Raw genomic sequence first — 12,793 nt, forward strand, 5'->3', positions numbered from 1 at the left:
CCTACTGTTTAAGTACTTTCTTTAAAATAAGTGATACGGTCACGACAACGAGGAAGAATACGACTGCAATGGCAGATGAGTATCCGACATCGCGGAACTGGAATCCATTTTCATAAAGCATGAATACGAGTGTTTTGGTGGAATCACTCGGTCCCCCATTTGTCATAACATATGGCTGAATGAACAGCCTGAACGCCTGAATCGTTGTGATCATGAGGACGAAGCCTGTCACGTTTTTCAGTGAAGGCAGTGTGACATTTAAAAACTTCTGCCACGCATTCGCACCGTCGATTTCAGCTGCTTCATACAGCGTTTCCGGTACTTCCTTTAACCCGGCTAAAAAGATCATCATCTGGAAGCCGGCACCCTGCCAGACGGACATAAAGATGATCGAGTTCATCGCCTGATTTTCACTTAACAGAAACGGCTGATCCGGAATACCGAAGAAGTTCAGTCCGCTGTTGATCAGACCACTATCCACGTTATAAAGGAACGTCCAGAGGATTGCGACAACAACCATTGATGTGACAACCGGGCTGAAGAAAAAGACGCGGCCGATGACGGCTGTTTTGACCTTTTTGTTAATTAATAGTGCCAGACCGAGTGCGACTGCACACTGCAGTGGCACGACGACTGCTGTGAAGTACATCGTATTTTTCAGCGCTGTATAAAAGGCAGCGTCCTGTAATAGTCTTGTGTAGTTATTGAGCCCGCTGAATTCTTTTGCAGCAGGGTTCAGCATGTTGTATTCCATGAAGCTGTAGACAAAAGCCAGGCCGACCGGCAGGATCAGAAAGGTAAATAGTAAGAGTAATGCCGGTAAGGAGAAGAGAAATCCGAGCCATTTTTTCTGCTGGCTGTAGGTCAGCGTGACACGATAGGATTGTTCTCCCTGAATTTTATTTAATAGCCATTCCATTTTCAGTCACCACCTGTAAGTCGGAGAACAGCGGAGCCTGAGATTCAGACACCGCTGCTTTCCGTGATTGATTGCTTAACGACTCAGATCCTGTTCAACATCACTTGCGACTTTATCAAGCTCCTCCTGCACATCTCCTCCAAGGAAGATATTCTGTACAGCCTGACCGTATTTAGTAGACAGGACAGGGTATGAAGGTGTTGTTGGACGCGGATGCGCTGAATTCAGTACCTGATCCTTCAGGACGTTCAGCGGCTCCTGATCCCACTCTTCCATCTGTTCAAATGACGACATTCTCGCTGCCGGCTTGTTTTCACCCTCTGCAACCTTCACAACGTTCTCTTCATTGACGATATAGTTCAGCAGTGTTGCTGCTTCTTCTTTATGCTCAGTGTTTGTAGAGATTCCCCAGTTCCAGTCACCTGATGGAGATACCTGCTCACCGTCAGCGCTTTTCGGGTAATAGGTGATACCCCATTCTGTTTCAGGATAGTCCTGAAGCTTTGTCCATTCCCATGATCCCATCAGCATCATTGCTGCATTGCCATCTTCAAATTCTGTCGGCGTCGGCTGAAGATTTACAAGTCCTTCATCAGTAAACTTCTGCAGATATTCAATCGCCTCAACTGTCTCAGGTCCATTTACATAACCTTCAGCAGTCGAGCCGTCTTCAGCGATAAAGCTTCCGCCGTTACTCCATACAGCAGGTCCTGTGAAGTAGATAATCCACTCACCGTAATCAAGCGTCCAGTTCGCACCGTAAATGCCTTTTTCCTTATCAGTGAGTGCCTTTGCTGCCTCATAAAACTCATCCCACGTCCATGCTTCTTCTCCGGCTTTCGGCGGCTCAAAGCCTGCTTCTTTTAACATCTCAACGTTATAAAAGAGTGCCACTGTCGACTCAGTTGCCCCGACTGTATAAAGCTCGTCATTATAAGTCCCCTGGCTGATAATCGAGTCAACGAAGTCATCCTGATTTTCAACAAGTCCGTCAATTGGCTGAATGATACCTGACTCTGCATAGTTCGCGACATTCGGTCCGTCCAGTGCCAATAGGTCAGGGAGCGTGCTGCTCGTTGCACCTGCAGAGACTTTATCTTCGTAAGCGTATTTATTACCGCGCGGGATAAATGTGATCTCCGCTTCAATCTCGCCGTCGTATTCTTCATTGAAGTTTTCGATGATTTCCTTATATGTTTCAGTGCTGTCGCCTTCAGGATGCCAGAGTGACAGTTTTACTTCCCCATTGTCTCCTCCTGAACTATCGCTTGAACCACAGCCCGCCAGTGCGCCGATCAGTAATACAGATGCCAGTCCTGCAGATGTCTTTTTCATTCCTTCATTCCCCCTCATGTTTGTTAAAGCGCTTCCATGTATTCATCATAGAAAAATGAAAGCGCTTTTAAAATGCGGCATTTCTCTGATCCATGTTGAAATTCTTCCACACAAAAAAACAGCCACCAGTTTTGGCAGCTGCTTAGCCGGAATGCGCTTTCCGGTATTGACTCGGCGTCATATTCATCTTTTTTCTAAACACCTGACTGAAATAACGTTGGTCTGTATAGCCGACGATCTCAGCGATGCGGTACGTCTCAAGCGTTGACGTTCTGAGTAGCATACACGCGTGCTCAATCCGCTCAGCTCTCACGTATTCAAGGAAGGTCATCTGATGCTTCTGCTTGAACAGCTGGCTGAAATAGCTCACGCTGATCCCCGCATGTTCAGCGACTTCTTCTATACTTAAATCCTCTTTAAAATGCGCTTTTACATGGACTGTTGCCTTATCAATCGCTTCAAATGCATTCTCTTTGGCAGCGTACGTGTCCGTGACAAGGGCTGCTGTAATGACCGGTGCGTCAGTGAGTGACGTATATTTCAGCAAGCGCTTTGCTTCTTCTGCTGCTTTTCTGGCGGCGCCGGGTCCGGTTTCGGCGTCTGTAGCGATCCACCTTGTTTCTTTGAATTGCTGTGAGCCGTCTAAGGCAAGCTGATGTGTTAACTGTTCAACTGTTTCGCGCTCAGCTCCTTTTATGAGCGCAAGCGTCAGGTTAGCGTCCAGCACATAGACGTATAGCTGATACGGCTTCTGCTGCACCCACTGATCCACCTTCTCCTCACCATGGCGAATCATCAGCGCGGCATAAAAGTCACTCTCAAAAGCCGGCTCCGCTCCTGCTACCACCTGATCATAAATCCGCTGGCGCTCGCGGTCATACGCTTCTTTCCGATGCTGATGAATCGTCTTCACCGCACCCTGAATGCACGTCTCAAGCTCCTCATAATCAATCGGCTTCAGGAAATAATCGAGCGCACTGTACTTCAGTCCCTCTCTCGCATACGTGAATTCATCATAGCCGCTCAGTAAAATCGCAAGCGGGCGGTCCTCCCACGTATTAATCTCCTTCAGCACCTCAACGCCTGTCATGCCAGGCATTGAAATATCCGTCAGTAAAAGATCAATGTGCTGACTGCGCAGAGTCTCCAATGCATCCAGTCCATTGCCTGCAGTCGCGACCACCTTACAGCCAAGCGACTCCCAGTCGATAATCCCCTGAAGATTTTTTAGAATCAGCGGCTCATCATCCGCGATCATTACGTGAATCATGGTGCTCACCTCCCCTGATTGGAAACGTAATTCTGATAGATGTCCCGGCACCTTCACCTGAGCACACCATCAATCCATAAGGCTTTCCGTAATACAGCTCTAAGCGTTTATGGACATTTTTCAGCCCATGTCCCCCGTCTTCATGTTCTGCTTCAGCCCAGGTTTTAAGCACCTCTTCTGTCAGTCCGCGGCCATCATCTGTCACAAGCAGATAGCCCTGCTCCCCGGTCTGCCAGCCTCTGATTGAAATGCTGCCTTCTTTACCCGGTGTAAAAGCATACTTAATACTATTTTCAACGAGCGGCTGTAAAATCAGTTTTAAAACAGGCTCCTGCTGCAGCGCTTCCTCTACTTCTACATCAAACGTAAATGCATGGTCATAGCGGATCTTCTGGATCTCCAGGTAACTGATCACATGGCGGATCTCATCCTTCACCGGCACATCAAAGCCCCCATTAATACTGATCCGGAGCAGCTTGCCAAGGTTGATCGTCATTTTACTGATCTCCCGCTGCCCATTCATCGCAGCCAGTGCATTAATCGATTCAAGCGTGTTATATAAAAAGTGCGGATTGATCTGCTCCTGTAGCACCCTGAACTGCGCTTCACGCTTATACTCCTGCTCGACTTTCACGTCATCAATCAGCCTGCGGATTCTTACGATCATACTGTTAAAGCCGTTTGAAATATTGCTTAGTTCAGGCAACCTGAACGTCTTCATCTCCACATCAAGCGACCCCTGCTCTACCTTTTTCATACTGCTCAGTGATTCATGGATAAAGCGGGACACGCGGCCAAGGTATAGCCAGTTGAATAAAAGCGCCAGTAGAATGGCTCCGAGAAGCAGGCCGATTGTGGCATTCCTGATCCAGATAACTTCCCCCGCAAGCACACTCCACGGCTGGATAGAAACCATCATAAGCGAATCATTATTCAGCGTCGTAAAAGCTGAAGGGATATATGTAATCAGGCTCCGCTCCTCATTCCACTCACTCAGAAAATAACCGGTCGTATTCTGTTCAAGTGATCCAAGTTCAGCAAGATCGAGCCTCTCCCCAATCCGGTCATGGTCCAGCGCATATAAAATATCGCCACGTTGATTGATGATATACTCTTCAGACGGATTCCGGACGAACTGCTGGAACAGCTCATCAAAAAGGCGGATTTTAATGTTAATGACAAAGTAGCCCAGATCCTCAAGCGTATTGACATCCTTGATAACCCGCCCCTGCGTCAGCAAAGGCTCTACGCCAGTCGACCAGCCGCGGTTCATGGCAGGTGTCATCCAGACAGGCCGCCCTTGGCTTGCTGCCATCTCTTCTCTAAAAGCAGAGCGGCTGAATGCAGCGTAAGATGGCACTGCCGCCTCTCTTAAGTTCAGCACATCGCCGTCACTGCTGTAGACGACAAAGTCATCCACCTGGGCGTTTCCATACATCAGCCCCGCAATCGACTGCTCGTCCTCATACAGATCAACCAGTGACGCTGATTCATTCGTTTCAATAAATGACTGAACCTCTGAGGATGAAATAATAAAGTCTGAAAAGGTGTTTACTTCAGAAACCGCTTTCATCAGATTTCTATCAACCGCCCTCAGCGTCTGTACCGTCTGATCACTGATATTTGACTGTAGCGCAGAGGATGAAAAGTAATAGGATACGCCACCAAGCATGGCAATCGGCAAAAGCACAAATCCTAAAAACGCAAGCAGCATTTTACTCCGGAAGCTCATGGCTGTTCACCCGCCTCACGCTGATACCGCTCAAACATCTGTTCAAGATCCTCTAAATACCCATCAATATCCTGATCCGCTAAAAACTGAAACGTACGCGCACGGTAATCCGTCTCAGCAGCCGTCCCGCCGTTCCAGTAATGATTCGGCCAGTTCACAGCCTTTCCCGCCTGAATCTGCTCTTGCAACTCAGAAGTTGCGGGATGACTCAGCTCAACCCCCTGAATCGTACTAATCGAACCTTCAAAATTCGAAATACGTGAAGCCTGTTCCTCTTCGGTTAAAAAGGAAAGAAACGCTTTAGCGACTTCAGGATGTGCAGTGGAAGAAGAAATCGCAATCCCGATATCCACACCGCCTAACACCGGATGCTCTTCTTGCTCATCTGCTGGAAAAGGAAAGATTCCGTAATCAAACGAAGGGTTGATACTTTCAATGAGCGGCAGCGCCCACGTCCCCATCACATACATCGATCCTTCCTCACGCGCAAACCGTCCGCTCGCCTGCGTATAACTGTCCTGACTGGCCGTTTCCTGCGCATAAGGCAGCACAGACAAAATCTTTTCAGACAGCTCCTGCCATTCTTCGTTCCCTTCAATCTCATAAGCGTCAGCCTGCCAGTAGTCCTCAGAAAACTCATTCGCTACAAAGTTCATCGTAAAAATCCCCGATTGCTCCACATCACCATTTGGCATAATGAGCGGCGTGTGCCCTGAAGCGTTCAGCCTCTCCATCGTCTCAAGCCACTCATCCCAAGTCTTTGGTACAGAAAGATCCAGCTTCTCAAAATGACCCTTATTATACAGCACACCAACCGCATTCTGCGTCAACGCCACCCCGTACATCCGATCATCTACTAAATACCGCTCCTGAATCGAAGGCTCCACACGCAACACAAACGCCTCATCCGTCACATCCATCAGATACCCCTTCTCCGCACGAATCACATAATCCTGTTCAATCGGATACGTCACAAACAAATCAGGCACATCCCCCCGCGCCATCCGCGTCTTCAACACCGTCATCCCACCCGGCACAACCACCTGCCGGATATCAACGCCAGGATTGTCCGCCTCAAACTCCTGAATGAGCTCATCAAAAAGCGGTTCGGTTTCTACCTTAGGTGTATAGAATTCAAGCACAGCCTGATCGTTGGATGGTGTATTGACTTCGCCTTCGGGTAGACCGCAGGATGAGAGAATAAGAATGGTTAATGGTAGTATGAGTTTTTTCATGGATTCACCCCGGGAGTTTGTTGGTTTTATTATAGGGGTGAGGTTTGGATTTTGGAAGTGGGGGTGGATTTTATTGTGTTGGGAATTGCAGATGGAGAATCAATTAAGAGGGAAAGAATAGTGATTTTGATAACTTTACTCTGCATTAAAATTCTCACACAATTGATATTTGCTGGTTTTATATAAGACATATTAATTGTGTGAGAATTGTGCTTAACACAGGATTAATCTTTTTTGACTGGACCTGTAGATGGAAAGCTACATAGCGAATCAGAAGAGTTGCTTCAGAAGAACCCAAACTTTGACATTTTATATGTTAAAGCATTCCCTGATCGTTCAATCATGGTGAAATATTTAAAGGATATCGAATGGGAAACGGAAGTGTGGGTTGCTAATACACCCTAACGCTTAATCAATTTTTAAAAGTGTTCGCTACTTAGGCGCATATTAATAAACTTTCTTACCAACACCATCACTTTGAAATTTATTTTTGATACCAAGGTTATTATTTTATAAATTTAATTTGCAGTTTTGCTCATCGTTCTGTGTATAAATGTTTGTTTATGTTCAATGGTAATCATGTCAAAATCGAACTTTATTATCATTCTCCATTATTGTATTTCTTTTTTTCAGTTTTGCCAAATTGCCTTTTAGATTTTCTCCACCCAAACATATTTTTAACGCTTGTAGCTATCTCAGCAAACCTCTTATCTTCCTCCAAACTAATTAATACTTCTCTAATGAAATGCTTTGCTTTTTCAGCATCTTTTTTCGAGTACATCAACGGGATTAACTTTAGAGTAACCATCGTTTTATTATTTTTTGTCATTAATGAGTCTCTGAGTAGAGCTAAATCAATTTGTCTAATATGTGAGTTCTTCTCGGCAATAATATCGAATGCCGCATAAACCCAGTGGTTCAACTCGTCTTCTTTCAATTCATAAATTTTATTCACCCAGCTACTTAAATCCTCGTTATTGCTGTTGGTTACAATTGCTTCTACCATTTTCTGTTTATCATCATCGTGAACACTCTCACTTTGCAATTGCTGAATGTACTCTAAATGTGGTTGCTTTCTAAACTTTGCAAGTAATTGTTCAATAACTTGTTGGTAAAATTCTTTTTCCATTCCTTCAATAATTGTGTTCCTTTGCTCTCGGCTAAACTCCAACCATCTATTTGCGATAGCTTTTGTATGAGACAAATATGTCAAGTCACTGTGATTAACAATTAAATCATTGATTTCTGCATCTTTTATAGGCGAGTTGTCGTCTATTAAAGGTAACGTTTGATTAATTGTACTAGAGCTTAATTGGTCAATTACTGAAATACTTGTTTGAGGCTTTCCTTCTAATGCAACTTCCTTCCATTCAGACAACAGACTAGACCAGTCTACAAAATTTCCACATTTTGATAGTTGAACGAAGCTGATGTTTAAATGTTTTTTCCATTGAGTTTTATATTGCAAATTCCTTACATTTTGATGATTGTTTGCTATGAAATCTGATTTTTGAAGCAGCGTAGTAATGACATTTTCCAAGAAACTTGAATATTCCTCTTTGTTAGAAGTAGCATAACTTTTTAATACTAAGAAATTCTCGAAGTCATCTTGATGTATATCTAACACATTTTCGCTTGGTTCAATATCAAACCATTTTTCAAAGTGTCCTTCTTGCCTACCATATTCATAAATTCTACTTGAGTGTTCGATGAGTGATTTGACTGAATTCACGACTTCAGAGTTCTTATAATCAAACTTCTCCTCTAAAACCTCATATAAATCACGAAGTTCTATTCTTTTTTCATTGTGGTTAATTACCTCTATTAACTTTGTATCTAAAGAGCTTTCGGTAAGTTTAATAGATTCAATTGACCACTGAGATACGATTGATATATCTTTCATTAATTCTAGAGCATTTAATAGTTTCTCTTCATCGCTTTCCTCGTAATAGGACAATAACTCATATATCTTCTCACTGACTTCATCATTTAATTCGCTCAGGTTGTACCTTGCATACTTTGAGTTGAGTATTTTAAACACTTCATCTGAAAAATACTTTTCAGTAAATATTGGGTATCTTCTAATAAAGTTTATTGTTTCAGCCATTTCCTTGTCGTTATCTGATTGCTGAACCACTGATTCCCAGTATTCACCGACACCCTCCAAAAAGTCCGCTTTGTTGAGATTTTTAAGTATTTTTAACACTAATCTTTTCAGAATTTTTGCATTGATATAAGTGTCCGTTTTATGATTAACGTTTTGTATCCAGTCAACAAAATTAAATCCTGGAGAATATTGATTCAAAGGCTCTTTTTCATCATCTTCTAACTCTTTATTCTTTGCTTTAATTTCATCATTTTGCTTATTGATAGTGATTAATACATCTTCTAATATATCCTCCCAATGTAAATATTTCGTCATAGGGTGATTTTCTTCGAGAGTAAGTATTAACTTAGGTAATGTAAACTCCTTGTTTGTAGTTTCAGCCACTTCTGAGTTGTAAGTGTAAATTTGGGAGTTTAAGTCTTCAAGATAAAGTCCAGTACGAGAATCCGGGTGTTCTATCCATAAGTCAATTATGTGTTCAGTTGGTTGATTTTTAGTTAAAGATTCTCCTAAGATTTTTTTAGTAGAATTATCTGGCTTCATCTCTTTAATAAACTCGTATATTTTTTTTGGTTGACTATGTTCTGACAAGTAATCAATGTGTTCTCGAAACTTCTCTTCCCAATATATATTTTGTTGAGTATATGTCCCTGTGACAGGCACTGAAACTAAAGTTGATAAAGCATTTCTTTCGTCCATTTCCCCAAATAATTCAGTAGGAACACTATTAAACAATATCCACTTGTCTTCTTCACCTATGTCCTCAAATAAACTATTGAATGTTTCAACATCAGCATTTAATAAACTTTCCTTCATCTCATTTAGTTTAGGAATTGAAGTTATTGGATTCAAAGTTTTATTCGAAAAATATAGATAAGGTCTACTGTCTATTGGTAACTGAGGAAATACTCTTTTCAAAAAAGAAAGAGAAACATATTCTCTGATATCAATGCTCTTGCTTTTCCCATTCTCAATGACATCTTCTTCTTGATTTTCATCATGAGTTTCTTTGATTTGATATGAATTTCTATCATTGCGATTAATATCTGTATTTCGAATAATCTCTTCTAGGTATTCTCCTAAATCCTCACTAGATTCAATGTCTTTAAAAATAAGTGGATTCTCCTGAATAATTTCATAAAATTTCAAGTAATTAGTTTTAATGACTGTCATTATGGCGATTTTTCTAGGGTGAGCCGTAAGTATATCACTTCCACTTGAATTATCTCTTTTCTCAGCCAAATACCAATCGCTTGCAAAAGCATTCAAATTCTTTTTAACCTTACGTGGTGTATCAATTTCAGAATGTATTAGTGTACTTATAATAGAATGAATATGTTCTTGCACCTTGCTATTACGATACCAAACAATGTTATTATCCTCTAATAGTTTGATAGCGTACCTTCTCATATTGTTTTTTTCAACCATTGGCATTTTCATTGTTACATCAAAAGTTTTGTTAAGAAATTCTGATACATCTACTGTCGATTGCCTTGATTCAAAAACATATTCCAATTCATCACGGAGAACTCTTTCATCACAGGGTACGATAAAAATACATTTATCAGCTTTTAAAAAAGTCTTAATTGTATTTAGAGCTGAATATAGCTGATTTGGTGGCAATCTATCTAAGTCATCAAATACTAATACTAATTTATCTATTTTATTTGTTTTGGTGTATTGGCGAACTGTAGACTTAAACTCATTCTCAAATTGGTCATCATAGACCAATGGACGTAATGCTGTCTTAGTGGCTTTTGTAACAGTAATACCAGATTTGTTAAAGATACCAATTGCTATATAAATTAGTATCATCATTGGAACATTTGTAGTTAGCCAATTAACAAAAGGTTGGATAAGCAAAGTTGACATTTGAAAAGCTATAAAGATGATTACTAATGCAGTAATTAACTTGTCACCTGTGAATGGAGCAATTAATAAAGCACCAAAGTTATTCCCTCTTATCGTTACATTGTTTTCCTCAACCGAGTCATCCATTTTCGAGGAAAAATCATTCTCTGTCTGTTTTTTGGTATCTGATTTTAACTCTTGTTTTACTTGTCTAATGATTCTTCGTTGCAAAGTTGTGGTGTCATCTGAGTACTTCCAAACGCTAAATTCTTTGATTGCTATTCTTTTTTCTTCTTTTAAAGAGTCTGTCAGCAATTTTAAGACCGTCGATTTACCAGAACCCCACTCTCCCATTAAACTTATATGGGTAGGGAAATCGTCTTGTTGTTTAATAACTTCTTTTAATGAGTGGGCTATTTGGTCATAACTAAACTCATCTTTTACAGTTGGTCTATCATCTAAATATAAGCTTTTCTTATCCTCTTCTGGCGCTCTTAGTAATTTCAATATAAGTAACCCCTTTGTCGCTAAAGTATAAAATACATTTTTGTATATATTTAGCCTCATTACTATTTTATCACTTCCGCCTTATATTTCAATTTCACCAAAGTTTTTCACAATTAAAAAAGCCACAATTTATTGGGGCCCGGTTACTTTTCAGCAAATATTACGTCTTCTTCAATCTTTTTAATTGCTTTTTGCTCTAATTTATATGCTTCATACCATAATTCATTAGCTTCTAAAGGTAAATTATTTATACTTTCACGAATTGATTCATCTTTTAATAACAGCACTTCAATTTCAGCAATATGAAAATCTTCAATTTGTTCTTAAACAGGCCCACACATGAACCTTTTCATCAATGTTTACCCAGAAATAGAGTTTAAGTATACATACAAATACCCTCTAAAATCGTCCTTTGGAAAAAACTCTAATACGGTGTTCACTACCAGCCCAATGAAACGAACAAGCATAAAGCCCGCCTTAAGGCGAGCCGATGATAACTTACAATTTTAAATTTTTATTAAGGAAAATCTGATCCTACTGATATCATCATATAACCGTCTATGCTTTTAATTGGATCAGACACTAAACCATTATACCAGTCTAATCAAACAAACATTCGTTGCATAAACCCTTTCTTTTGTTTCTCAAAGACAAGCAGCTTTTCTTTTTCCTTTTCAATTTTTATATCGAGCTTAGACAAAAATTTAGCAATCACATTTTGTTCTTTATAAGCTGGTATAAGAAAAGATAAATTTTCAAATGTTGTTTTATTAACAAGGGCAGTTGCAGTTCTTCCTGCAACATTCTTAATTCGATAATTAAAATGCTCAATTAAATAATATAAAAAATCCACATAATGGTTTTCATTAGGTATAATTCCATTTATTTGTTGATTGCATGATCCATCAACTTTTAATATCGCGTTCTTACCTATGCTAGCAATACAGGTAACTAACAAAGTATTTGCTGGTAATTGTCTAGCTTTTTTATAACCTATGTCACTAAGTTTTGATGCCGAATCTAAAATTTCTTTACTATCATTTATATCAGTCGGGGTAATCCAAGGTATGGTAGGATTACTCCAATATACATCTATAGACTTGGATGGGGTATTTCCTGTCACTACTTGTCCAGTATCAGAAAGCCTTTTAGCATTCCACTTAGGAAACTCTTCCCCATCCTCATCCTTAAACCGAATTTCCTGCGAGAAAATCTTCTGCATCATGCCTTTTTTTAGTTCTTCCAACTTCTCAATTTTCTCTTGTTGTTTTTGGATTTTCGAATTTAATAAGCTGAAAAAATAGCCTATTTTTTGTTGCTCTATGACATCTTCAGGAATATAGGTTGAATAAGCTTTTAAGTCTTTAACGGTTAGGTGTGGTTGTGCACTACCTACTATATGTTGATTAATAAATTTAGGTAAGATAGCATCTTTAAATAAATATAGTGTATATTCAAGGTCAATAGCCTGCTTTTGTCGTATGAGCAACATTGCTGAATTAATACGAACTACATTGTATGGGATGGTTTCATCATATACTGCAAGTTTCCCTAATTTTGATCCACGTGTAGTTAGAATCAGGTCTCTATATTCAGCAGTTCCTTTTCTCAAAGATGCGTGTTTTTCTTTAGTAAGCCAATTGGTATTTTTAAACGTCAACCCAGTATCAGATATGTTGTGTGCATTTAGGAATAAACAATATCCTTCTGGTAGAAAATCATTTTCATTAGGGTAATTTTTACCTCTATCTCCATCAATAAAATAGAAAAAATCATTCAAAATAATTTCATTCCATTTAGCTCTGTGATCTTTAAATCTCAACTTAGGTGCATTCAT

9 protein-coding genes are annotated in these 12,793 nt (G+C 40.2%); 1 reads left to right on the forward strand and 8 read right to left on the reverse strand.

What is annotated here, in order from left to right:
• Position 1: 1 nt before the first annotated feature.
• The 5 genes from LG330_RS18215 to LG330_RS18235 all read right to left on the reverse strand — a co-directional run bounded on the left by LG330_RS18215 (position 2) and on the right by LG330_RS18235 (position 6,491).
• Positions 2-919 (reverse strand): carbohydrate ABC transporter permease, encoded by a 918-nt coding sequence (locus tag LG330_RS18215; protein ID WP_404406413.1) that lies wholly within the window; start codon positions 917-919, stop codon positions 2-4.
• A 75-nt stretch (positions 920-994) separates the two neighbouring features.
• The gene (locus tag LG330_RS18220) at positions 995-2,254 is read right to left on the reverse strand and encodes an ABC transporter substrate-binding protein (RefSeq protein ID WP_404406415.1); all 1,260 of its coding nucleotides are present in this window, start codon (positions 2,252-2,254) and stop codon (positions 995-997) included.
• A 142-nt stretch (positions 2,255-2,396) separates the two neighbouring features.
• Positions 2,397-3,524 (reverse strand): response regulator, encoded by a 1,128-nt coding sequence (locus LG330_RS18225; RefSeq protein ID WP_404406417.1) that lies wholly within the window; start codon positions 3,522-3,524, stop codon positions 2,397-2,399.
• Positions 3,499-5,256, reverse strand: a complete 1,758-nt coding sequence (locus tag LG330_RS18230) for a sensor histidine kinase (protein ID WP_404406419.1) — start codon at positions 5,254-5,256, stop codon at positions 3,499-3,501. Before LG330_RS18230 ends, LG330_RS18225 begins: the two co-directional genes overlap by 26 nt.
• Entirely contained in the window at positions 5,253-6,491 is a 1,239-nt protein-coding gene (locus LG330_RS18235) for an ABC transporter substrate-binding protein (protein WP_404406421.1), read from the reverse strand. The genes LG330_RS18230 and LG330_RS18235 overlap by 4 nt, the downstream gene beginning before the upstream one ends.
• Before the next feature lie 234 nt (positions 6,492-6,725).
• Between LG330_RS18235 and LG330_RS18240 the strand changes: the two genes are divergently transcribed.
• Positions 6,726-6,896 (forward strand): BsuBI/PstI family type II restriction endonuclease, encoded by a 171-nt coding sequence (locus LG330_RS18240; protein ID WP_404406423.1) that lies wholly within the window; start codon positions 6,726-6,728, stop codon positions 6,894-6,896.
• A 196-nt stretch (positions 6,897-7,092) separates the two neighbouring features.
• Here the strand turns inward: LG330_RS18240 and LG330_RS18245 are convergent, their stop codons facing one another.
• The 3 genes from LG330_RS18245 to LG330_RS18255 form a co-directional block, all read right to left on the reverse strand.
• A complete protein-coding gene (locus LG330_RS18245; protein ID WP_404406425.1) occupies positions 7,093-10,956 on the reverse strand; it encodes a P-loop NTPase fold protein in 3,864 nt (1,287 codons plus the stop codon).
• A 143-nt stretch (positions 10,957-11,099) separates the two neighbouring features.
• A complete protein-coding gene (locus LG330_RS18250; protein WP_404406427.1) occupies positions 11,100-11,243 on the reverse strand; it encodes a hypothetical protein in 144 nt (47 codons plus the stop codon).
• 317 nt (positions 11,244-11,560) lie between these two features.
• On the reverse strand, positions 11,561-12,793 hold the full coding sequence (locus LG330_RS18255; RefSeq protein ID WP_404406429.1) for a restriction endonuclease subunit S: 1,233 nt from the start codon (positions 12,791-12,793) through the stop codon (positions 11,561-11,563).

It is taken from the genome of Jeotgalibacillus malaysiensis, from assembly GCF_044789845.1.
GTDB lineage: Bacteria > Bacillota > Bacilli > Bacillales > Jeotgalibacillaceae > Jeotgalibacillus > Jeotgalibacillus malaysiensis_A.

Excerpts from the sequence above, each read along its gene's own strand:
- LG330_RS18215 (WP_404406413.1), bottom strand. The coding sequence starts at position 919 with ATGGAATGGCTATTAAATAAAATTCAGGGAGAACAATCCTATCGTGTC.
- LG330_RS18220 (WP_404406415.1), bottom strand. The coding sequence starts at position 2,254 with ATGAAAAAGACATCTGCAGGACTGGCATCTGTATTACTGATCGGCGCA.
- LG330_RS18225 (WP_404406417.1), bottom strand. The coding sequence starts at position 3,524 with ATGATTCACGTAATGATCGCGGATGATGAGCCGCTGATTCTAAAAAAT.
- LG330_RS18230 (WP_404406419.1), bottom strand. The coding sequence starts at position 5,256 with ATGAGCTTCCGGAGTAAAATGCTGCTTGCGTTTTTAGGATTTGTGCTT.
- LG330_RS18235 (WP_404406421.1), bottom strand. The coding sequence starts at position 6,491 with ATGAAAAAACTCATACTACCATTAACCATTCTTATTCTCTCATCCTGC.
- LG330_RS18255 (WP_404406429.1), bottom strand. The coding sequence starts at position 12,793 with ATGAATGCACCTAAGTTGAGATTTAAAGATCACAGAGCTAAATGGAAT.